Below are 23,179 nucleotides of genomic sequence, written 5' to 3'. Positions count from 1 at the left end.
AATCAATAGAATGGCTCGCCAATAATCACGCACCGTTAATTACATTGTTAGAAAGCGTTAGCGTGAGTTCTTCTTGTAAAAGTAGCCCATATTCGCCAAACGCACGATGTTATTATTGAGTTGGCAAAGGTAACGGCTAGCATGTGAGTGAGATTTGTCTTATGTACTTAAAGTGAATTTAACAGTAAGACTATGCACTAATATTCGATAATGATAAATGGAATTATTATGTTTGATGGTCTTGGTTATGTTCTTGCGATCGGTGCAGTAGTTTTAATTATTTTGTTGATATCCTATTTTAATTTAATTTCGAACGCGTTCAGTGATGAAAAACCAGAAAATAGATCAGCTGGTGATACCCATAAAAAAGTAGAGGAAACCGAAAGCGAGCCCGATACTTTTACACAAGATGAAACTGAATTTAGCAATAAAATTTTAAATTTTAAAATAGAAAAAGGTTGGGTTAAAAATTCGATTATCATTGCTTTTATAGTTATCCCAATCATTAATTTTTCATATTACTGTTACGTTAAAATTCCAAGTTCTTATAATTGGGATGATGTTAGTCTGTTGTTTTTTTTAAGTACATTTGTTATCTTTTCAGCACCAACAGTCTTTCTTAATTTATTAAAATTAAAATCCCCGCAATATTTACTAGCTTCATTGTTATTTTCAATTTCAATTTATAATGGTATTTATTACCCTGAAAAAATAGAACTTGATTACAAAAACAAAACACATGAAATTATTAACAAGGGAGATATCAGTTTATTAGAAAAAGAGTTAGGTAAAAATTGTGACTTAGTGGATGATAAACTAAATGATTATATAGAATATGCATCATTTAGGTCTGAAATACCCATTGACTCTTTAGAGTTTTTATTTGGTTGCCAATTTCATAAAGATAACTTTGATGTTAATAAAATAGAAGAGGGTAGACACTACCTCCGATATTTTTTTGATGAGAAAATATCAAGAAATACAGCGATAAATCATAATCTTGAAGTTCTTTTTGCTGAAAAATATTTCACTTTACTTGATGAGGAATCAAAACAAAAATTAATATGGGAATTAGTATATGAAATTGCAAATAAAAGTAAGAAAGAATACATTGATATTTATATTAGTAGATTAGATAAGTTAATTGAATTAAATCCAACTATTGCTAGTTATGTTAATCTTCGAGATAGCGATTATCATAAAATAATAGAATATAGAGAAGTGAATGCAGCAAGTTATTTTTTAACTAGATTGCCGCCTAGTAACGATGATTACAAATTGGCAATGAATATATTGACCAATAATTTACCTTTCGTAATTGAAAAAATTAAGAGTGATAGAGGTATTTTAGAAAATACAACCATCAATGATATTGATTCCTATTTTTATAAAAAGAAAAATATAAATCTAATTTTTTATGCATTTTATGTTGGTAATGCAGAAATGATTAATTATTTGATTGATAATGAATTGTTTAAGATTATAAATTACAATTATGAAGTTAAAACGTACACTCAGAATCCTGAAACAGGAGCGGTAGATACTCATAATGAAGGTTGCAACAACTACTTGGTTACAGGCATAGCAGAGAGCTGGACTCTTAATGACGATGAGAAAAAGGCATTGCTACAAAAATTAAAAAGCTTGCCAAATATTTGTGACCGAATGATTGAAGTGGAATTAAATAAAATTGATGAAAAGCTAGCTAAGTATAAATCCTAATTACTATTTAAATAAGCAAACTGAGTCGTTCATTAACTCAGTTTGCTTATCTTAAGTTTATTTATAATCAGGCTCTCTCCCTTTTGTCTGCGTCAAAAAATCCAGTAACGCATATTATTTAAAGCAGGTCATTTCAACGTCTAGTATATTATTAATTTATTTAATATTTCCCATCAACGATAATCTATGCCATTGTTTATCTGTTAACATTATTCTTGGCATGATATCTCAAAATGACATTTCAGAATGACAGTTTTTTGATTGGTAGTGAATCTAATAATATCAAATTACTATGCCACTCGATTAACATCCTCAAAAAATCTACACCCCTTAGTAAATGAATTAAATTTACCTAGTTAATCTATACCAATATCACTGAATAATTAATGATTTAATCCTACAATAGTGTTGATGGTAATATACAAAAAATAATTCATAGGGACGATATGCTGGCTAGCGCAAAAAATTTAATGTTATGGTTGACTTACTAAAAGTAAAGAATGAAGGTTATACGTTATAAACAACAAGATCCTAATAATTATCTTTGGATACAAAAATAAAAAATACCGAGGATCCAAACAAAAATCGACGAAACTATTTGATATAACTAGCGTTAACGCCCACATGATAACAATACCAATTTATATCTCCATCAAGGGTATTACTGCTTACAGATACCCGCCATTATTAGGCATAAAATTTTAAGGAGTAACATAAGTGATAGAATCTCAATATTCAGCGGATGAAAAACTATCGATTCCTGCTGTCTTGGATAAATTAGAGCAATTATATGCCAATGCTATTTTGGCATTAAGAAACGCGATAGCTGATTATATTAATCAGGGTACGGTACCTAGCGTATCTAGACGTGATAACGGATTATTTTCTTACCCAGAATTATGTGTCTATTGGGATGGTAAAATAGAAAATTGCGAGAAAACTCGGGCTTATGCACGTTTTGTTAAGCCGGGGCTTTATTCTATGACCATCACTAAACCGTCGTTATTTCGAGGCTATTTATCGGAGCAGCTGTCAATATTACAGCAAGATTATGGCGCTATATTTTCGGTGCGGGCATCAAAAACAGAAATTCCTTATCCATTTGTTCTGGATGGATCTGATTTAGTATTAGATCGCACCATGAGTAACGGTATTGCCGCTCATTTTCCAATTACTGACCTGTCGGAAATTAGTGATGATATTACCGATGGGTTAATCTCAAACACGGATGAATTACCTTTATCTCACTTTGACGCCTTACGTATTGATTTTTCGCTTGCTCGTTTAAAGCATTATACCGGTACTGAACCTGAACACGTTCAGCCATATATTTTATTTACCAATTACAATCGTTATGTCGATGAATTTGTTAGCTGGGCCTGTGAGCAAATAAAAGATCCTGATAGCCGTTATATCGCTTTATCTTGTGTGGGACATAATTATTTAACCGCTGAAAATGCCGATCCTGCACAGGCGACATCAGATTTAGCCTGGAAAAAATTTCAAATGCCGGCATATCATCTTATTGCTAAAGATGGTGCCGGAATTACTTTAGTTAATATTGGGGTGGGACCATCAAACGCTAAAAATATTTGTGATCATTTGGCTGTATTAAGGCCGCATAGTTGGTTAATGATTGGTCACTGTGGCGGGTTGAGAGAAAGTCAACGTATTGGTGATTATGTATTAGCCCATGCTTATTTACGCGATGATCATATTTTGGATGATGTATTACCGCCTTATATTCCAATCCCTAGTATCGCTGAAGTGCAACGTGCGTTATATGATGCAACAAAATTGGTTAGTAATATGCCTGGGGAACAGGTTAAAAAACGATTACGTACTGGAACAGTGGTGACAACGGACGATCGTAATTGGGAACTGCGTTTCTTTGCTACAGCAAGAAAATTCAGCCTAAGTCGAGCAGTCGCTGTCGATATGGAAAGTGCTACTATTGCAGCGCAAGGCTATCGTTTTCGCGTGCCTTACGGCACATTATTGTGTATCTCTGACAAACCGTTGCATGGTGAAATTAAGTTACCGGGGCAAGCGAACAGCTTTTACGAGGGTGCGATCTCTGAACATTTACAAATCGGTATACAGGCGATAGATCTATTAAGGCAAGAGGGCGATAAGCTGCATTCACGCAAATTACGGACTTTCGATGAGCCACCGTTCCGTTAGTAGTTCATGCTATATAGTTGATATAAAAATAATCATAGATAACCTATATTGGATTATCTATGATTTTACCCAGGTACAGTTAAATATAAGTTGGAATATCAGCCTAATAAATGGCTTAAACTGTAAAAAAATATCAGCGTTAGTATTACAGATAACAGCATATTATTAATTAGCTTGGCTATTACAATACAAAATAAAGCACCCCATAGATAGGCGTTATCTGGAAAATCACGATATTCACCTTTATCGAGTAGAATAATAGGTGCACAGATTGCGGTTAATAAACAGGGGGCTGAATAGGTTAATGCTTGCCGAACAAATAACGGTAACCGAACTGGTAATGAAGGAATTAAGAAGACGTATCTTAATCCAAAAAGTATTACCGTTAAGCTAATAATCAAACTCCAGCTCATATTTTTTCCTTTAATAATCGAGCAATGATCACCGAACAGGCCATTCCCCCAATACCTGCAATGACAATAGCGCTGCTAATTCCATAGCGAGATAAAATAATCGAAACTAATAAAGCAAAAATCACACCGCATAAGGTGCTGGTTTTTTTAGTTAATGGTACTACGATAGCTAATAATGTTGCCACGACAGAAAAATCTAAATGTAATTGGCTTAAATCGGGAACATAACTGGCCAGTAAGATGCCGCAACAACTCACAAATACCCAGACACAATAAAAGCTAAATCCAGCACCAAATAAGTAGGCAAAGGTAGGAGATTGTTTATTTGCCGCATTAATAGCGAAAAGTTCATCGGTTAACAAAAAACCAATTGATAAACGTTGGGCGGTTGAAAAGGGCTTAACTAAGGGTCTAAAGGTTAAACTGTATAATAAATGCTGCGAGGCAATAAAAAATACCGACACAATAATAGTAAGAAAACCAGCCCCTGTATTAAGCAATCCTAAGGTAACTAATTGTGCCGCTCCGGCATAGACCATGGCAGACATGGCGATGCTTTGCCAGATATCTAATCCAGCTTCTACTGCCATAGATCCTGCCAGTATTCCCCAAGGGATAACCGCTAAATTTAGTGGCATCATATGGAGCGCTCCCGCCCATAAATCTCTACGCCAATAACAATTATTTTGAATCATTTACTTTCTCATCCGCTATTGAATTAACAATATGTTATTACTGAAATTAATCATCCATCTACCAGCTTAGATTATCTGCAGATAAATGTCTTGAGGAAAAGAGAAGTTGCCTAAAATAAGCATAAAAACCCTATTAATAGTTATTTAGTCTAATCATATTTTGTTTGTCAGTACTAAACTTCAATGAATTAAGCTTAAATAGCGGCATTCTGACAAATGATTTTATTCAGATTAATGCACCAACACTAACCCATAAAATTAGTTTTGTGTATTGGTTTTATTTATAAATCTGGTCTTTTATGTTTATTTAATATTTGCCCATGGTTTAATATTTCAAACAATAAAAATAAAATGTATGATCAGCTAATACACAGCTCAATTATGCTTTTTATCGTTTTATACTAAGACGTTAGCAGGTATCTTATGTTTGAAAACTTAGGCATCTTTAATATCTGGACTTATCTGCTTGGTGTTATTTTCATTACCTTAGTGCCAGGGCCAAATTCTTTATATGTGCTGACCTGCAGTGCTAAATATGGTGTAAAAGATGGTTATAAGGCGGCTCTGGGAGTTTTTACCGGTGATGCGATATTAATTTTTTTAGCATTTTTAGGTGTAGCTTCATTGGTTAAAACCTCACCTTTATTTTTTATGATCATAAAATATGTGGGCGCACTGTATTTATTCTATTTAGGAGTAAAAACACTGTATGCGACTTTTCATAAAAAATCCGATGAACCTAGTCTGGAACATGTTAAAGTCACTAAAGAAGATACTTATATAAAAGCGGTATTTTTAAGTCTGCTTAATCCGAAAATGATTATTTTTTATGTATCCTTTTTTATTCAATTTATTGACCCAACATTCGCAAATGCTGGTATTCCATTCTTTATTTTAGGCTGTATCTTAGAAATCTGTAGCATGATTTATTTATCTTTGCTTATTTTTGGTGGCGTAGCTTTGACTAATGCGTTAAAACATAATAAACGTTTATCTTCGCTATCGAATGGGTGTATTGGTACTGTTTTTGTTATGTTTGGCGCTAAATTAGCGCTGACGGCTTAATTCAGTTTTACATACGCACTTAAAATATAGAGTAACTTCAAAACGCCGATCAGGTTAAAATACTGTTCGGTGTTTTTGTGCGTCATTAATTAGCCAATTAAGATCAGAGTTCATTTGTTAAGGCGTATAAGTGAACATTTATCGGCTAATTTTATTTCAATAATAACTTTATTAATGATTAATAACTTTTACAGAGGCGAATAGCTTGAACATAGAGTGTATTACACCGGTAATAACCCCACCTGATACCTATATTCCACGCTTAGAAACAGAGCGCTTAATTTTAACTGCACATACCTTAGATGATCACAATCAAGTAATTGAAATGTGGCGTGATCCCGCAGTGACTCGTTATATTTTGGGAGGCCAATTATCAACTCCACGTGAAACATGGATGAGGATGTTAAGCTATTTAGGTCTATGGTCGATGCTAGGATATGGCTATTGGGCAATTAAAGAAAAGTCGACGGGGCGTTATGTAGGCGATTTGGGTTTTGCAGATTTTCATCGTGATATTGAACCATCGACGCGTTATATTCCAGAAGCAGGATGGGCATTAGCCTCATGGGCACAAGGCAAGGGATATGCAACAGAAGCATTACTTGCGGCAATTCATTGGCTTCAAAATACCCGAGAAATAACGTCATGCTTATGTCTGATAGAACCGGATAATTTGCCGTCAATTAAGTTAGCCAAACGGGTAGGGTTTAAAAAGTCACATACTTTACGACTCAATGGTGAACTCACCGAGCTATTTATCTTATCCACCGGCAATTCTACCCGCGATAAAATCGATATTGCGATTAAATAACTATTGGCATAAGCCCGTTATTAAGCTAACTCATTTAGCAGGTTAAACCAGCAAGTGGGTAAAACATTGCTTTAGCCATAATAGTGCGGGATCGGAATCTGCGCGTTGATGCCAGAGCATCTGGAAATGCAAGTTCGGCAGTACCAGCGGTGGAGGAAAAACGCTCAGTGATGAAGGTAGTGGCGAGGTAAGTATTCGAGAGGCGACCGTAAGGATTAAATCCGTTTTATGCAAGATTTGCGGTGATAATTGCCAATAAGGTAGAGAAATAGCAATCCTGCGATGACAGTCTAGCTGGGCTAAACAGCGGTCTATCTCATTAGCTTCATACGGTTTCATGCTGACTAATACATGAGGGTACTGTAGCCATTGTTCAAGCGACATCACGTCTGAATTCATATTTTGTGAGTCTGTGATCGAAATAAAATGATCGCTAAAAATGGTCTGTACTTTTAATCCGTCAGTTACATAATTAAAAATACCAAAGGCTAAATCTAAGCTTCCTTCGTGTAATTTTGATTGCATTTCTTCCCGACTGCATTGCCAAAGATGTAAATCAACTTGAGGGGCAAGTTGATGTATTTGTTGGATTAATGACGGAATTAGAATTGCTGCGCCATAATCAGACAGAGCGATATTAAATCGACGTTGACAATCAGAGGGCTTAAATTCTACTTGCTCAATTAGTTGATCTAATTGTTTTAATGCTTGGGTTAATTGAGGATATAACGCCTCGGCTTTGCTAGATAAATAATATTGTCCTTGATCGCGGATCAGTAATGGATCTTGGAATATATCGCGTAATTGATTTAATGCATGGCTAATGGTCGGTTGGCTTTTATGTAAGGCGACCGCGCTACGACTAACATGCTTTTCTCGCAGTAACGTGTGCAAGATAACTAATTGATTTAAATCTAATCGACGTAGATTATTCATTTTACTGATAGTGCCTTATAAAATTGTTCATTTCTTTTTGCTGTGGCTTTTCGATACGGTGGGATAATCACTTATCGAAAGGAATAAATATGTCTAGTTTTGCTCTTACTGCCTTATTATTAAGCGCCTGTGCGTTTGTCGCCGGTGCGGTAGTTCCTTTTCAAGCCGCCAGTAACGGTCTATTAGCTAAACAGATCGGCCACCCACTATGGGCAACTTTAATTTCACTATTTGTCAGCATTATAGTCCTACTGCCGGTATTATTGATGTTAAAAGTACCAAAACCGACACTTAATATTGCGCTATTTCAGCAACCGGTATGGATGTGGCTAGGTGGTGTCGCGGGCGTATTTTATATTACCGCAGCATTAATATTAGTACCTAAAATTGGAGCCACAACTTTCTTTATTATGGTTATCGCCGGGCAATTAGTGACTTCAACACTGATTGATTACTTCGGTTTATTTGGTGTAACCAAACAATATATTCCATGGGGAAGAATTGGAGGGATAGGGCTAGTGATGTCCGGTGTTTTATGTATTCAATTTTTTAAGCAATCACCTTAAAGAGTAATAAGTCACCGCGACTCTTGTCGGTGACTTATTACAGTATATTTATTGGAGAGCTGAAAATTAAAGAGCAATATTGATAGCGGTATTATCGCTCTTGAATTTAGGACGTAAAGAATCTAAAAATTGAAGTTCTTTTTATAGATCATAACGTGAGTACGTTTTTCTTGACTAAAAATCATCATCTAATATCAAGTCGATTTTTTTTAGTACATTATCCGTTTTCTTATTTTTCAAATAATAATTATTTGGTCGATTCAGTCCTTATATTTGGGCTATTTATCACTTGCAAAACAAAAGGAATCGAATCACGTAGCGAAACGTTAACGGTTTCTCCATGACTCATCTGCGGATATTCTACAACAGTGGCAGGTGTACCTGCCGCAATCACATCTTTGGCAAATAACTGCTGCATAAGGGTGGGGACATTAATATCCGCGAGACCGATACCAATAAAGACAGGATGATTAATTTTAATCGTATTGTAACTAAAATTCGGTAATTGCTGAGTTAAAACGCGTTCAATGTCAGGTTTTAAACTATTCCCGGCATTCATTTGTTTTTTCATCACTAATTCAGTCAGCTCGCCAATGCACAGTTTGTTGGCTTGCGCTAATGTATCAATAGCCGCGTCCTGAAAATAGTCATTCGGTTGCAAACTATTATCTTGATCGGCAGCTGAAAGATAACTGTACATCACGTAAGGCAATTTAGGATCACCGCCGGTGACCTGGTTATCAATACTAAATAAGCGCTCTGCTGATATTCCTGGTTTAAAATAGGGGGTGCCGGTTAATACACTAGCAACAATATTCAGTTCGGGGGCATATTCAGCCTGATAGCCAGCAGCGGCAAAGGCGGCATGTGCTCCTTGGGATTGCCCGACTAATATCAATTGGTTGGCTAATGGAAATTTCTCACGCGCTGCTTTTACGCTATCGAGTACACTCCATGCCTCCGCGCGGGCATCCAAATAATGGTGTAATCCAGCAGAGCCTAATCCTGGATAATCTGGTGCGACGATAGCAAAGCCCATCGACAGCCAAGTATTCAAATACTGAGTATCACGAGCTGAACGCGGATTCAGTGACGGCGCACATTTTGAGGCTACGCCAATAGTCCCATGAGTCCAAACTACCACCGGCCAGCCATTTTGCGGCATTGGTCCTTTAGGTAAGAATACAGCGCCGGAATCTTCACGCAGCGATTTCCCATCAATACCGCTGATTGAGGTATACAAAATGTGATATTGCTCTGCCGCCTCGCTTAAACCTAATGGGGTAGCAAGCGGTGAGCTCTCGACCATTTTCCCCGCCATTTTTTCTACCATTTTAGTATTAGTGAGCATAGTCGTTTTATCTAACGAGCTGTTTGGCATAACAGTCGCTTCGGATGTAATAGGGGCTGCATTAGCATTTAAGCTAATGAGACAAGAAGAAATTAATAATGCAAGGTATAGTCGGTTCATAATAATTCCCTTACGTTTCATATACTGTAATTTATATAATTTATCTGCATGTACTCTTTACAATAAACAACTAGAGATAAGCCAACCATAGCAAGAATCGACGATTTCACGATAGTTATTCTTAATTAAGCCTGGTGATAAAGTGTTACACAACTTAACCTGCGTTACACAATGAAACATAGTTTCAATACTAATCATCGCTTATAGATAGACTCTTGATAATGATTAGATTATTCACATTATTGGACGGCGAATAAATTAGATAGTGAGTTATGAAAAGGGATGGTGATACGCTTATACAATATTGGGTCATTTAGATGAATATCCATCAGCTATCAGTCTGTTCACCGAGAGAATAAGGGTAGGGAATGGATAACTCTGTCAAGATAAGCCATAAAGCGGATAGCGAAAGGTGGGTTATTCCTTAAGTATCCGCTGAGGTTTTTATACCGCTATTTTATGGTCACTGATGTATTACTCGCTGAGCTATCTGGCAACTAGTTCTCTGCTAACAGTTCTCTGCTAACTAGTTGCCAACTCTCGCGCTGTTTGCTGTAAGCGCTGAAATGCCTGATAACCGCGTTGATGGCGCTCAGTATATTTATCGCAGGGTGAATATTGATCGGCTATTTCACTGAACTGCTCCATTGCCTGAGTTACTGAATCAGCAACATTAGCGGCAACAGCGCCTAAAATAGCGGAACCTAATAACATCGGTTCACTAGCTTTAGTGGCTAACACCATTTTCCCACAGGTATCTGCCAGTAACTGACGAATTAAAGGGTGTTGTCCTGCGCCGCCACTGATCACAATATTATCGATAGCGGCTCCTGCGAGCTGTTGGGCGTCAATGATTTGGCGCAGTCCATAGCCGATACCACATATCCCAGCAATATACAGGGACAATAAGTTATCCAGATCGCGCTCCATTCCTAAGCCCGCGATTAATGCACGAGCATGAGGGTCAGCAAAAGGCGCTCGGTTACCGAGGAACTCCGGAACGACATAGATACCATGAGTTAAGTCAACCGCTTCAGAGGCTGAATCGACTTTTTGTCGCGCTAAATCGGCTAAAAAGACCGGCAAAGAAACTCCGTGTTGCTTAGCCAGTATTGCCGCTTCTGCAGCGGCTGGATGGAATGAAATGAGTTGATCAATTGCCGCACCAGCAGCACTTTGCCCGCCTTCGTTTAACCACATTCCCGGAACCATAACAGAATAATAGGGCCCCCAAACGCCGGGGATAAATACGGGCTCGCGTTGGGTGGTCATAGTGCACGAGGAGGTGCCAAACACATAAGCTAAATTGCGAGTAGCATCACCATTTACTCCAACGGTGCCAATTCCTCCGGCATGTGCATCAATCATGCCCGCAGCGACGGGTATACCGACAATTAACCCTAATTGTTCAGCAGCCTGTGGTGTTAGTCCATGACCACATGGTGTGCCGGGATCAATAATATTCTGGCCAATGCGCGCAAAACCTTCATTTGCCAGTTCTTCTAGACCAATTTGATGGAAGTAATCTTCATCCCAGCGTTTTTCATGCGCTAGATACGTCCACTTGCAAGTTACCGTACAGGTAGAGCGAGCTAAATCACCGGTGGCTTTCCAGGTTAAAAAATCAGCCAAATCAAAAAAATATTTCGCATTATCAAATGTGCTACGGCGATTCTCTTTTAGCCACAGTAATTTAGGCGTTTCCATTTCTGGCGATATTTTACCACCGACATAACGTAATACAGGGTGGCCTAAACGATTGATACGTTCAGCTTGCTCCGTCGCACGGTGATCCATCCATACAATAATATTGCGCTCGGGATCTTCCGAAGGACTTACCGAGAGTGGTGCATCATTATCTCCGATAACGACCAAAGAACAGGTAGCATCAAAGCCGATACCAGCAATTTCTGTCGGAGTAACTTTAGCTATCGTAAGGGCTTGTTTCACCGAGTGACATACGGCAGACCAAATTTCTTGGCTTGATTGCTCGACAAAATGCTCGGTATCACGATAGAGAGTAATATTCTGTTTGGCCGATGCCAGCATAGTGCCAGAAAAATCAAAGATACCGGCGCGCGCACTGCCAGTACCTACATCTATTCCGATAACGTAACGTTTAGTGTGGTGCTTGGCTAAATCCGCTGCGGCTTGTGTTTGGTTATGCATAAGGCTTCCTTCAAATATCTTATTGCCGACGGCATCCAGAGAGTGATAAAAGAGAATAATTAGAGATCGACGCTATTAGGTAAAATGACTAAATCTCTGACGGTGACATTTTTAGAACGTGTCAGCATAAAGTGGACAGCTTCAGCCACCTCAATCGGCTGCATTAAACTGCCATTGGCTAATGCTTCATCCATTTTTTCTTGTGGCCAATCATCTAATAAAGCCGTCACTACAGGACCAGGCAGAACAGCACCCACACGAACACCATATTGTGCAACTTGACGGCGAGTCGAATGTACAAAAGCCTGTACCGCAAATTTAGAGGCGGTATAAATAGGTTCCCAGATCACGGGAACTACTCCGGCGATTGAGCTAGTAAATAAAATATCACCGGATTTTTGAGCGATAAAGTAAGGAAGCACGGCATGAACGCAACGGAACGCCGCATTAACATTTAGATTTAACACTTTATCCCAAACATCAGGGCAACCTTCAGCCACGGCGCCACCGATATAAGCGCCAGCATTGGCGTGGAAGATATCCAGGCGCCCCGTCAGTTTTAAAATTCCGTCTAGCATGCCAGAGACTTGTTCTGGTTGCATTAAATCTATCACTAGTGGGTAGGCGTTATCGCCCAGTTCAGCGACCAGTTGATTTAATCGTTCTTCTGCACGGTCGATAAGGACCACTTTTGCGCCGGCTTTAATTAAGGTACGCGCACATTCAAGACCAATCCCTGAAGCGGCACCAGTAATTGCTGCAACTTTATTTTCTAATGAGATAGCCATAATTTTTCTCCTCGGGAGTGCTTGTCAGCATTTAGGTTTATAATGCGCTGACGGTTTAGGGTAACAGAGTAACTTTTTATGATTTTTCACAATCTTAGATTACGATTTAGAGTGTGATAGAGGATTGATTTTATATTTGCTCAATCGATGTAGCAGTATTGTCTCTTTTATCAATTGGTGTCAAGCTAGACAAAAATGGAGATGAAATATTTGTGACTCAAGTCAGACAAACGAAGAAAACCACTATCTATGATTTAGCCGAACTGGCTGGGGCTTCTGCAAGCGCCGTCAGCGCGGTGCTTAACGGTAACTGGAAAAAACGACGTATCAGTGAAAAATTAGCGCAAAAAATCATTCGTATTGCCGAAGAGCAAAATTATGCGCCCAATAAGCAAGCCAGTTCGCTACGCAGTAATAAATCAAAAATCATTGGTATGATTGTGCCTAAATATGATAACCGCTATTTTGGCTCTATTGTCGAGCATTTCGAGGCTATGGCACGCGAGCGTGGGCTATTTCCCATTATCACTTGTACACGCAGAGACCCGTCTCTAGAAATCGAAGCAGCAAAAACTATGCTGTCGTATCAAGTTGACTGGCTAATTGCGACCGGCGCTACCGATCCAGATAAAATTACGCAGATTTGTGCCACCTCGGGAGTGCCTACCTTAAACCTAGACCTTCCCGGTACGCTAGCGACCTCAGTTATTTCAGATAACTACAGCGGAGCAAAAGCGTTAACCTCACGTATACTACATAATAATCAACAGCGGCAAGGGCGATTAGACCCCTTGGTATTCATTGGGGGGCGTAATAGCGATCACAATACTCGTGAACGTTTACGTGGTTTCCGCGAAGCGCATCGTGAATATGGAATTGAAGTCAGTGAAGCGCGTATATTGACTTGCGGATATGCTGCTGAAAAAGCAGAAAATGCATTACGTGATTTTATTAGCACTTTGCTGCCCAGTGCTTCTAATCCTAACAATATGGAACCTAACCTAAAACCTAATATAGCGCCGAATTTATTGCCTGGACTATTCGTTAACTCAACCATTTCGCTTGAAGGTGTTATTCGCTGGATGTCAAAGCAAGGATATATAGGTAAGAAACAACCGGCGATGGGGTGCTTTGACTGGGATCCATTTGTAGCTTTACTGGGGCATGATATCGAAATGGTTAAACAGGATGTTCCCACTATGTTAAATGCCATCTTTGAACTTATTGATTCCAGCGCACAGGGCGATAATAATCTAACTGAGCCTAACGACAAGGCGCAAGTGAGACGCATTGAAATCCCTCCGTTACCAATTAACGAAGAGACACTTTATTGCAGTTAATCCTATATCCCACTAAATAACTTACTTAGAACATTTCGGGCGTCAGTACTGTCAATAGTATTGTTAATAGTACCGTTAATTAATATCAACAAGACGCCCAAAAATTTATTCTAATTACTCTAAGCAAGTTATTTCCAGCATAAAATCTCAATAATGAACAGTGACTATATACTTCAGATTTTAACGCCAACTATTGATACTTTAATCGACTTTATTGATTCAAATATAGACCAAACAGTAGAAATACAAAGCACATTAACTATACTAAACTTAAACTAGTCGAGTAATGAACCTAAAAATTTAAGGGGAGTATTTATGGATATTGGCAGCGATAATGGCTGGTGGAAAAAGGCAATTGTTTATCAAATCTATCCTAAAAGTTTCTATGATAGTAATCATGACGGCATCGGTGATTTACCTGGAATAACTCAAAAATTAGACTATATTCAATCACTTGGCATTAATGTCATTTGGTTGTGTCCTATTTTTAAATCACCGATGAAAGACAATGGCTATGATATCGCCGATTATTATCAAGTTGATCCCACTTTTGGAACCAATCAAGATTTAGAGCAATTAATTGATGAGGCTAAAAAACGTGGAATAGCTATTATGCTGGATTTAGTGCTAAACCATACCTCAGATCAACACCCTTGGTTCCAAGCGGCAATTAATGATCCTGATAGCCCTTACGCTAATTATTATATCTTTAAACATTGGAATAAAGACCTGCCACCGAACAATCTGCGTAGCTATTTTGATACCTCTGTATGGACAAGGCTAGCTAATTCAGACCGTTGGTATTTTCATTCATTTGCCGCAGAACAACCTGACTTAAATTGGGAAAATCCCGCGCTTAGACAAGAAATTATAAATATAATCAATTACTGGATTGAAAAGGGGGTGCGTGGATTTAGAATCGATGCTATAGGCAATATTAAAAAATCAGCTTTGGCCTTATCCGCTCATCATTTTGAACCCGATCATGAAGACGGTTCTGCGCTGTTAGTTCCATGGGTATTAAACCAACCCGGCATTGCGGATTTCTTAAATGAATTAGCCGATAATACCTTTAAACCAGCTAATAGTATGACCGTAGCAGAGATTGATATTCCAGCAGAAGCCATGGAAGAATATATCGGTAAAGACGGTTTCTTTTCTATGGTATTTGATTTCAGCTATGCTGATGCCGATATTCATGGACAAAAACTGTTTAACACCACGGTATTATCCGCTAAACAATTGCGTCAACTGGTATTTAAAAGTCAATTAGAGTTAGAACAAGTTGGCTGGGCCGCACCTTATTTAGAAAATCATGATCAACCACGTTCACTGAATAAGTTTCTGCCTAAGGGTGAAATCAATTATGAAAGTATAACCATGCTAGCAACTTTTTATATGCTGCTAAGAGGAACGCCATATATATATCAGGGGCAAGAATTAGGTATGACAAATTGCCCAATGACTATAGATGAATATGACGATTTAGCTGCAAAAAATTTATATCGCTTAGGTAAAAAATTAGGTTATTCAGAGTCAAAAATTATCGGTTATTTAAATCAGCGCAGTCGGGATAATTCACGAACACCGTTCCAATGGGATGAAACAAAAAATGCAGGGTTCAGTACGCATACACCCTGGTTAAAAGTGAATCCTAATAACGCTATTATTAATTTAAAAGCACAACAACACGATCCAAATTCAGTGGTTAATTATTATAAGAAGCTGATTAACTTAAGAAATAATGAAATAATTGGGGATATTCTTACTTATGGTAGCTTTGTTCCTTTAAATATTGATAGTGACGATGTGATAGCTTATCAGCGCAAATTTGCCGGAAAGTCCGTCAATATAGTGACTAACTTCAGTAAAAATATCCTACCTCTGCCATTAAAATGCCATCATCTTTTCTTATCCAATCGAGAATTAATTACCAATGAAAAGGGTGAAATTTTATTACAACCTTATCAAGCATTAGTATTTAATGAGTCAGTTATAAATAATAAATGATAATTAAAGGGTTATATAATATTCAGTTATAATAACCCTTATCTGATTAAAGAATGATTTAATTTTTTCTTAATTGCTGGTGGCTATTTAAAAACTGCATTATCTATACTAAAAATGACAAATATAATATTAATTAAAATAAAGACTGACAGCAAAATGTCAGATCCTTTGCTACTCTTAAATAAAGACAATTGAAGAAATTTTATGGTTTGTATTAGTAATAACAGGAATGATAATGGAAAATATCCGTAATAAAGTCGTCGTAATAGCAGGAGCAAGCAGCGGGTTAGGTGAAGCATTAGCTCGCCGTTTAGTTGATGAAGGAGCCAAAGTAGTTCTCGGTGCACGTCGTGAAGAAAGACTGAAAAGATTAATCAATGAGCTAGACTTACCAGAAAATTCAAGTATAAAAACTGATGTTACTCATCCAGAGCAAGTTCAGGCACTGGTTGAACGAGCCATTAAATTGTATGGCCGTATCGACGTTATGGTAAATAATGCGGGTTTAATGCCACATTCTTTACTCGAAAAATGCAAAATTGATGATTGGAATGCCATGATTGACGTTAATCTAAAAGGGGTACTTTACGGCATTGCCGCCGCACTTCCTTATATGCAAAAACAAAAATCAGGACATTTTATCAATACTTCCTCAGTTGCTGGGCATCGAGTACAACCTGGTGGCGCGGTTTATTCTGCTACAAAAACAGCGGTCAGAGTGATCAGCGAAGGGTTAAGGCAAGAAGTAAAGCCGTACAATATTCGGACTACGATTATTTCCCCCGGAGCAGTGCAAAGTGAGCTCGTCGATAGTATTACTGAAAAAGATATTGCCGGTAATTATAAGAAATTCTATGAGGAAAACGCTATTTCTGCTGACTCATTCGTCAATACTGTACTGTTTGCTATAAGCCAGCCCGAAGACGTTGATATTAATGAGATATTGTTTCGTCCAACACGTCAAAACGGTTAATCAATTTTGTCGTTTAATAATAAGTTGTAGTTATTTTAATAGTAAGTCATTTTATAAATTTAGTATGTATTGTTCATAATAAAAATACCCTATTTTATAAATCCATATACTTTATAAAATCATAATTAATAAATGACTTGCTGTTAAAATATAAAAATATGGACAATAAAGAGTTAGTAGAGAATAAACTTTAGCTCAGGGAATTAAATGGTATTAATTATTCGTAATACCACACAAAAAAGTGACAATGTCACTTTTATCTCCATTATACACACATCAATATTATTAGATAATAATCTAATATTTTTAGCCCATAATTTGTATAACTATTTCAATTAAATAAATAAAACGCAAAACAATTAACTTAGAGAATACTGATTGTACATAGTGACAGCGTCACTTAATTTACGCGATAAGCTAAAAAATACTAATCATCGGAAGGGCTGAGAATAATTCCATAATGGCGATACTACAAAAGATATTGAGTAAATCACTCATAATATTTACTCTCAAATAAAGAATAAATATACAAATTATTATTCTGACCATTAATAATGATTTCATCCATGTTATAAATAATAATCTATCAGCGGGTTACTTTACGTTTAAATAAAGTGTAACTTATATTTTTCACGATAATTAATAAATAAATTCATACAGCATTATATATTCCATCTGAAAAATAAAGGTATTATTATGACATCTAAAATAACCAAATATGATAAAGCAACCAATGACTCCTATATTATGGATGAATTTGATCCCCAGTCAGAAGTAATAAAATATAGTTATACTTCTTCTCGCGTGGTTCAGCCTAATTTTAATAATTATAACAAACAAGGCAAACCTAAAGTAATAGGCTACTATACTGATTGGTCACAATATGATGGCCGATTGGATGGTGATCAGACACTAACAAATCGAGGTAGGGGCGTGGACTTAACACTCATTGATCCTTGTGCTTTCGATAAATTGATTATTGGATTTGCCGGTTGCCTTGGTGATCTGGGTGAGAAAAAAGATGCTATCAATGCAGCTGCTCCTCAATTTGGTCGTACTAATAATGGACAAGTTACCTTTCTTGATCCATGGGGAGATTGTCAATCTTGGAGAAATTGTGGATTTGAGGGCTGGGTAGATTTACCCATGCCACAATCTTTTAATCAAGGATCTAGCAGAGGGGTTCTTGGTGGATTACGCGATTTGCAGAAGAAAGCATTAGCACAAGGACATATCTTAGCTTTATCGTTCAGTATTGGTGGTTGGACGATGAGTTATGCTTTTAGTGATTTAGTCAAAGATCCGACTTTACGTACTGCTTTTTGTACTAGTGTGGTGGATATATTAAAACGTTTTCCTATGTTTTCTGAGGTCGACATTGACTGGGAATATCCTGGAGCTGTAGGTAATAACAACCCGCATGATCCAGCGGATGGTCAAAATTACGTTATTTTAATGAAGGAACTCGTTCAAAAATTTCAACAAAATGGATTAAGTCATATTAAGATCAGCATTGCTGCCTCCGCTGATCCTGAAATTTTAATGAAAGCATCCGTTCTTGATCTGAATACAGTTTGTTCTCCCAATGGTGGTCTGGGTATTAACTTAATGACTTACGATTTTTTTGGTACTCCATGGGCAGATAAATTAGCACATCATACCAATCTTTATGCTCCAGAGGGTATCTGGAGCATAGATAATGCGGTCAACTATTTACTAAAAATCGGTTTTCCTCCTCAACAAATTATGATTGGTTATGCCGGTTATTCACGGAATGCAAAAGGAGCAGTTCTGACTTCAGTATCTCCCTTAGCCGGAAATTATGATAATAGTGGGGCTTCACATACGACTGGAACCTTTGAATCTGGCAGTACTGAATGGTATGACATCCTTAATAATTATCTAGATCTTGAAAATCAAACTGGGAAAAATGGTTTTAAATTATTGACGGATTCTGAGGCAAATGCTGATTATCTTTATAATCCACAATCACAACTCTTGCTATCTATTGATACTCCAAGAACAGTATTCGCTAAGGGAGAATACGTTATTAATAAAGGCTTAGGTGGATTAATGACATGGACTGCCGATCAGGATAGTAGTGGACTATTAGTGAATGCTGCACGCGAAGGTTTAGGTTGTTCTATTAAGACACAAAAAATCGATATGCGGCCTTTCTATTTTTACGGTGAGGATCATATAACTAATAGCAGTGATTGATACTTTATAGCAGCTATTCGGTAATGGATAGAACCAAATATTATATAAATATGATCCATTATAATTATGACGAAAAATAACTAATTAGACAGGTGAAAAATGAATCAATTTATTGATGAAAAAAATGCTAAACAACCAGAAATAAAGGATGTCATTAAAGTTTCTAAAGTAGGTTCTATCTATTTTTATGGAGGTTCAGAAACTTTAGATTTAAATCCCTTAATAAAGAAAATAGAAGATTTTGTAAAAAATAACGGGTATGTCTCATATTTAAGTCATGAGTTTGTAACCGTTCCTTATGAAATATTCCCAAGAGGTGGAGGACTAAATTCAGATATTAAATCTACCATTTCTGTCTATGTAACTTATCATCATAGAGAGCAAGCATAATAATTGTAAATAAAAAGTATAAATAAGAAATATGAATTATTTAGCGTAAAAGGTTAGATGAGTTAGATTTTCGGTATCATTCCAGTAAATAAACGATGTCCAAAAGAATGATTAACGGCATAATTTTTCGATTTCGGTCATACTCTAAAAACACACCAACAGGGGAAGGCTCTGACGGACAAAGGCGGCATCCTGACCCTATTAATTAAACAGACTAAAATACCAACAACAATACGTTTCATATGTGTAACTGGATAGTAAATAAGATTTTTAAGTTATAAACGATAATCCGTTAATATAGCCATTACTAAAAACTCATTTACAACCAATATTTGATAAATGAAAAAATAATCGCTGTTGATCTATAACGTCACTAAAACAAAAACAAAAGCAAAAAGTAGAGTAGTGGGGAAATAGCTCTGGCTAATTGACCAACAACAGCAATAATAGATCAATTAATTCAATTTAACATAATATACATTATGCGAACCTTTGTAATAAATGAAGAAATCCAGCGTTCTGGCTGGTTAATCGTGTTGGTTCTTTTTAAGTGATTTATTGCTGATCATTGCCACAATAAATAAATTTTAATATAACCATCAAATTCATATATCGGATGTAAATTGTACTTCTTAATTTTTTATCTCTTGACTGTGCTTTTCTGGATGATTATTAGTCTCAGCGCAACCGTCGCTTGTACTAAAATAATAAGAATCTTAGTCACCATATCAGTGTTACTATCTAGTAATATACTTCATAAGGTATAAATCAGTCAGTGAAGATAATTATCGAAAATCTGGCAAATCAATATTAGATAATAAAAATAAATCCCCATAAGTGTTAATAACAAAATTGAAGTTAATCCTGTAGCTATCCTGAAACTATCTCCGTAATACAACACTAGAGTCCAATAAGGGTAAATAGTTATTTATTATTTTCAGTACACGATGTGACAATGTTTATGATAGAATTTTAAATGTACTTCGTAAAAAACTATTGAAATAATAGGCTTTTAAAAAAACCACTCTATAATGAATAATTGATTTTCATAACCCACTCTGTGTAAAGATCTCCTCTCGCTATTCTGCATCCCGGTAACCGCTATTCTTTTAGCATAACTCGGTACTTAGTGTGTCACATCGCACAATAAGATAGGTATGATTAACTCCCCTATTATTCAGTGTTATTAACACAGTCAATTTAACATAATCAAATAATATTATCCGAACCAACATGTTAAATAGTTGATTATTTATATTTTTTAAGGCAATTATACTTAATAAATTAATATTACCTGCCGTTTTTATTTGGCTTTGAGGAACTAATGAGCTGTAATTAGACTAAATTAACTATTTGATAGTGCTATTTGTGCTTATTATTAACTATTAGTGACAGCGTCACGCTAATTAGCTTTTTTGTCGTCATTTTTATATAAAGAACGCATTTAGGTGATTTCAGGTTATACCGCTCTCCACACCTAAGGCGCTCGACAAATTATGATTACTCTGATGACTCCTGATCAGGGTTTTCTTGCCAATTTCTTGCTCTTTCAGTGCCTTGATATTTCTTTATATATTCTTCTCTTTTTTTATCCATTTCATCGGTACATTTTAGTCTCCACTCTCGGTTATTAGGATCTTTCTGTTTGCATCTATCACTTTCATTCAATAATTTAGCCATGTCTACATGGGTATCAAAATTCCTCAGATCATAGGCTTCGATCCCTTTTGGGTTATCTGCGGCCACCTTTTCCAAATAGTATTTGGCTTTATCAAAATCTTGCGGTACCCCCCCGATCCCATGCATATAAATAACAAAAAGATTTTGTGCCGCTAGAATAAGGCTATTGCTATGAAGGTGATAGGCTTTTTCATAATATTCAACGGCTTTTGGTGTATTTATCTCTCCTAGATAACCCCTATGAAAAGTTTGGCCCATATAGAATAAGGCTAATCCATTGGTAGGGTTAAGGTTTAGCACTCGAGCTAAAAAGAAGTTTGCTAAAGAGCACTCTTCTTGTGCATTCACTGAATAATTGGGACCATTAAAATCAGAGCAGCCAGTTCTGAAAAAAGAAAATAACACATAGTTATCATCCTCGTTATTTTCGTTTAATGCCTGGTGATATAAATCGATAACCTGTTGCTGCGTCTTCGGATAAGGTGCCCGTTGGGGTAAATTAGGATCATAACGTAGTTCTATTTTTCTATAATCCTTGGTAAATAATCTATCTCTTAGGGGGGGAATAGAAGGAGGATCGGTATCCTTTCCCCATGTTGGCTTGCACACTATTAACGCTCCTAGAGTAATGAACAGTGAGATGAAACGCATAGTATTCATCATAAGTATAGTATTCATCCTTAAATGATTAAAATGTAAATGATTATCATTAATTAATGGTAAGCCAGTATAGGTCAAACCTTCTGGTTCATCTACGGAGGCGCCATAACTCAGACATAGTTTATGACATAACTCAGACTGTTTATTTCTTCGGTCAAATAATGGTATCGAACATAAAAATACGTATTAATTTTAAGCGAGTGTTTTTTCATTCTGTTGCTAAACCATTTTTTGTATCTTATTTAAGATGGCGTTAGAATGATGAGATATAATAATTAATACATAACATACAGGGGTAAACATGATTATATTAGTCACGGGTGCAACGGCTGGGTTTGGCGAAGCAATTGCCAGAAAATTTATTGCTCATGGCGCGCAAGTGATTGGTACTGGTCGCCGGCTCGAACGTTTACTTGCGTTACAACAAGAATTTGGCGATCAGTTTCACCCTATTCAACTTGATGTTACCGATAGTACAGCGATTGCTAAAGCGGTAAAACAGTTACCTGAACATTTAAAAAATATTGATCTGCTGGTCAACAATGCGGGTCTAGCTTTAGGCATTGTTCCTGCTTATGAAGCTGACCCTACCGATTGGTCGACGATGATTGATACTAATACTAAAGGTTTGGTTAATATGACCTATGAAATATTACAAATCATGGTGAAAAATAATCACGGTCATATTATTAATATTGGATCGACTGCGGCGAATTGGCCTTATAAAGGCGGTAATGTTTACGGGGCAACGAAGGCATTTGTAAAACAATTCTCTCTTGGCTTACGAGCTGATTTACAAGGTAAAAAAATTAGAGTAACCGATGTTGAACCCGGTTTAGTCGGTGGGACTGAATTTTCTAATATCCGCCTTAAAGGGGATAATCAAACAGCGGCTGATATTTATAAAGGTGCCAATGCATTGACGCCTGAAGATATTGCTGAAACCGTATTTTGGATAGCTAATCTCCCTGCCCATGTGAATATTAACACGATAGAGATGATGCCGGTGTCTCAGTCATTTGCTGGTTTAAGCGTAAATAAAGAAAATTAAGAGCTTACTTATATACTGTAAATAGGTAATTGTTT

At 36.8% G+C, this 23,179-nt stretch carries 18 protein-coding genes; 11 read left to right on the top strand and 7 right to left on the bottom strand.

Going from position 1 to position 23,179, the window contains the following annotated elements; genetic code table 11:
* Positions 1 to 228: 228 nt before the first annotated feature.
* The gene (locus M992_RS09740) at positions 229 to 1,722 is read left to right on the top strand and encodes a hypothetical protein (RefSeq protein WP_053908330.1); all 1,494 of its coding nucleotides are present in this window, start codon (positions 229 to 231) and stop codon (positions 1,720 to 1,722) included.
* Between the two features lie 720 nt (positions 1,723 to 2,442).
* Positions 2,443 to 3,906: an AMP nucleosidase gene (locus M992_RS09735; protein WP_053908550.1), complete on the top strand. Its 1,464-nt coding sequence runs from the start codon at positions 2,443 to 2,445 to the stop codon at positions 3,904 to 3,906.
* Between the two features lie 98 nt (positions 3,907 to 4,004).
* Here the strand turns inward: M992_RS09735 and M992_RS09730 are convergent, their stop codons facing one another.
* On the bottom strand, positions 4,005 to 4,319 hold the full coding sequence (locus M992_RS09730; protein ID WP_047254828.1) for an AzlD domain-containing protein: 315 nt from the start codon (positions 4,317 to 4,319) through the stop codon (positions 4,005 to 4,007).
* A complete protein-coding gene (locus M992_RS09725) occupies positions 4,316 to 5,014 on the bottom strand; it encodes an AzlC family ABC transporter permease (protein ID WP_053908329.1) in 699 nt (232 codons plus the stop codon). Before M992_RS09725 ends, M992_RS09730 begins: the two co-directional genes overlap by 4 nt.
* Positions 5,015 to 5,437: 423 nt before the next feature.
* On the opposite strand from M992_RS09725, the gene leuE reads away from it, so the two are divergent.
* Both leuE and M992_RS09715 read left to right on the top strand, forming a co-directional pair.
* Complete coding sequence (gene leuE / locus M992_RS09720) at positions 5,438 to 6,079, top strand: leucine efflux protein LeuE (RefSeq protein ID WP_053908328.1); 642 nt, start codon at positions 5,438 to 5,440, stop codon at positions 6,077 to 6,079.
* 205 nt (positions 6,080 to 6,284) lie between these two features.
* Positions 6,285 to 6,890, top strand: coding sequence for a GNAT family N-acetyltransferase (locus tag M992_RS09715; protein WP_248842512.1), 606 nt, complete (start codon positions 6,285 to 6,287; stop codon positions 6,888 to 6,890).
* A 42-nt stretch (positions 6,891 to 6,932) separates the two neighbouring features.
* Here the strand turns inward: M992_RS09715 and M992_RS09710 are convergent, their stop codons facing one another.
* Complete coding sequence (locus M992_RS09710; protein ID WP_053908327.1) at positions 6,933 to 7,826, bottom strand: LysR family transcriptional regulator; 894 nt, start codon at positions 7,824 to 7,826, stop codon at positions 6,933 to 6,935.
* Between the two features lie 89 nt (positions 7,827 to 7,915).
* On the opposite strand from M992_RS09710, the gene M992_RS09705 reads away from it, so the two are divergent.
* Positions 7,916 to 8,392 (top strand): DMT family transporter, encoded by a 477-nt coding sequence (locus tag M992_RS09705; protein WP_082335413.1) that lies wholly within the window; start codon positions 7,916 to 7,918, stop codon positions 8,390 to 8,392.
* 247 nt (positions 8,393 to 8,639) lie between these two features.
* Here the strand turns inward: M992_RS09705 and M992_RS09700 are convergent, their stop codons facing one another.
* The 3 genes from M992_RS09700 to M992_RS09690 form a co-directional block, all read right to left on the bottom strand.
* Positions 8,640 to 9,713, bottom strand: a complete 1,074-nt coding sequence (locus tag M992_RS09700) for an alpha/beta hydrolase (RefSeq protein ID WP_072165943.1) — start codon at positions 9,711 to 9,713, stop codon at positions 8,640 to 8,642.
* Positions 9,714 to 10,385: 672 nt separating this feature from the next.
* Positions 10,386 to 12,032, bottom strand: a complete 1,647-nt coding sequence (locus M992_RS09695) for an FGGY-family carbohydrate kinase (RefSeq protein ID WP_053908326.1) — start codon at positions 12,030 to 12,032, stop codon at positions 10,386 to 10,388.
* Positions 12,033 to 12,091: 59 nt separating this feature from the next.
* Positions 12,092 to 12,820 (bottom strand): SDR family oxidoreductase, encoded by a 729-nt coding sequence (locus M992_RS09690; protein WP_053908325.1) that lies wholly within the window; start codon positions 12,818 to 12,820, stop codon positions 12,092 to 12,094.
* A 212-nt stretch (positions 12,821 to 13,032) separates the two neighbouring features.
* Here M992_RS09690 and M992_RS09685 point away from each other — a divergent pair, with 212 nt between their 5' ends.
* The 5 genes from M992_RS09685 to M992_RS09665 all read left to right on the top strand — a co-directional run bounded on the left by M992_RS09685 (position 13,033) and on the right by M992_RS09665 (position 19,753).
* Positions 13,033 to 14,160 carry a LacI family DNA-binding transcriptional regulator gene (locus tag M992_RS09685; protein ID WP_053908324.1) on the top strand — a complete coding sequence of 376 codons (1,128 nt, stop codon included), beginning with the start codon at positions 13,033 to 13,035 and terminating at the stop codon, positions 14,158 to 14,160.
* Between the two features lie 315 nt (positions 14,161 to 14,475).
* On the top strand, positions 14,476 to 16,170 hold the full coding sequence (locus tag M992_RS09680) for an alpha-glucosidase (RefSeq protein WP_053908323.1): 1,695 nt from the start codon (positions 14,476 to 14,478) through the stop codon (positions 16,168 to 16,170).
* Between the two features lie 235 nt (positions 16,171 to 16,405).
* Positions 16,406 to 17,143, top strand: coding sequence for an SDR family oxidoreductase (locus tag M992_RS09675; protein ID WP_315970591.1), 738 nt, complete (start codon positions 16,406 to 16,408; stop codon positions 17,141 to 17,143).
* 696 nt (positions 17,144 to 17,839) lie between these two features.
* Entirely contained in the window at positions 17,840 to 19,363 is a 1,524-nt protein-coding gene (locus M992_RS09670; protein WP_053908322.1) for a glycosyl hydrolase family 18 protein, read from the top strand.
* 99 nt (positions 19,364 to 19,462) lie between these two features.
* Positions 19,463 to 19,753: a hypothetical protein gene (locus M992_RS09665; protein WP_053908321.1), complete on the top strand. Its 291-nt coding sequence runs from the start codon at positions 19,463 to 19,465 to the stop codon at positions 19,751 to 19,753.
* A 1,500-nt stretch (positions 19,754 to 21,253) separates the two neighbouring features.
* On the opposite strand, the gene M992_RS09660 is transcribed toward M992_RS09665, so the two are convergent.
* Positions 21,254 to 22,042 carry an SEL1-like repeat protein gene (locus M992_RS09660; protein ID WP_248842511.1) on the bottom strand — a complete coding sequence of 263 codons (789 nt, stop codon included), beginning with the start codon at positions 22,040 to 22,042 and terminating at the stop codon, positions 21,254 to 21,256.
* A 352-nt stretch (positions 22,043 to 22,394) separates the two neighbouring features.
* On the opposite strand from M992_RS09660, the gene ydfG reads away from it, so the two are divergent.
* Entirely contained in the window at positions 22,395 to 23,144 is a 750-nt protein-coding gene (gene ydfG, locus M992_RS09655; RefSeq protein ID WP_053908320.1) for a bifunctional NADP-dependent 3-hydroxy acid dehydrogenase/3-hydroxypropionate dehydrogenase YdfG, read from the top strand.
* Positions 23,145 to 23,179: the final 35 nt, after the last annotated feature.

The organism is Moellerella wisconsensis ATCC 35017 (assembly GCF_001294465.1).
Classification (GTDB): domain Bacteria; phylum Pseudomonadota; class Gammaproteobacteria; order Enterobacterales; family Enterobacteriaceae; genus Moellerella; species Moellerella wisconsensis.
Note: the sequence above shows the minus strand (reverse complement) of the source record. Positions and strands in the feature narration are given on the sequence as shown.

What these genes read in the sequence shown, in the direction of transcription:
- M992_RS09740 (WP_053908330.1), top strand. Translation starts at nt 229, where the DNA reads ATGTTTGATGGTCTTGGTTATGTTCTTGCGATCGGTGCAGTAGTTTTA.
- M992_RS09730 (WP_047254828.1), bottom strand. Translation starts at nt 4,319, where the DNA reads ATGAGCTGGAGTTTGATTATTAGCTTAACGGTAATACTTTTTGGATTA.
- M992_RS09725 (WP_053908329.1), bottom strand. Translation starts at nt 5,014, where the DNA reads ATGATTCAAAATAATTGTTATTGGCGTAGAGATTTATGGGCGGGAGCG.
- leuE (WP_053908328.1), top strand. Translation starts at nt 5,438, where the DNA reads ATGTTTGAAAACTTAGGCATCTTTAATATCTGGACTTATCTGCTTGGT.
- M992_RS09710 (WP_053908327.1), bottom strand. Translation starts at nt 7,826, where the DNA reads ATGAATAATCTACGTCGATTAGATTTAAATCAATTAGTTATCTTGCAC.
- M992_RS09705 (WP_082335413.1), top strand. Translation starts at nt 7,916, where the DNA reads ATGTCTAGTTTTGCTCTTACTGCCTTATTATTAAGCGCCTGTGCGTTT.
- M992_RS09700 (WP_072165943.1), bottom strand. Translation starts at nt 9,713, where the DNA reads ATGGCGGGGAAAATGGTCGAGAGCTCACCGCTTGCTACCCCATTAGGT.
- M992_RS09695 (WP_053908326.1), bottom strand. Translation starts at nt 12,032, where the DNA reads ATGCATAACCAAACACAAGCCGCAGCGGATTTAGCCAAGCACCACACT.
- M992_RS09690 (WP_053908325.1), bottom strand. Translation starts at nt 12,820, where the DNA reads ATGGCTATCTCATTAGAAAATAAAGTTGCAGCAATTACTGGTGCCGCT.
- M992_RS09680 (WP_053908323.1), top strand. Translation starts at nt 14,476, where the DNA reads ATGGATATTGGCAGCGATAATGGCTGGTGGAAAAAGGCAATTGTTTAT.
- M992_RS09675 (WP_315970591.1), top strand. Translation starts at nt 16,406, where the DNA reads ATGGAAAATATCCGTAATAAAGTCGTCGTAATAGCAGGAGCAAGCAGC.
- M992_RS09670 (WP_053908322.1), top strand. Translation starts at nt 17,840, where the DNA reads ATGACATCTAAAATAACCAAATATGATAAAGCAACCAATGACTCCTAT.
- M992_RS09665 (WP_053908321.1), top strand. Translation starts at nt 19,463, where the DNA reads ATGAATCAATTTATTGATGAAAAAAATGCTAAACAACCAGAAATAAAG.
- ydfG (WP_053908320.1), top strand. Translation starts at nt 22,395, where the DNA reads ATGATTATATTAGTCACGGGTGCAACGGCTGGGTTTGGCGAAGCAATT.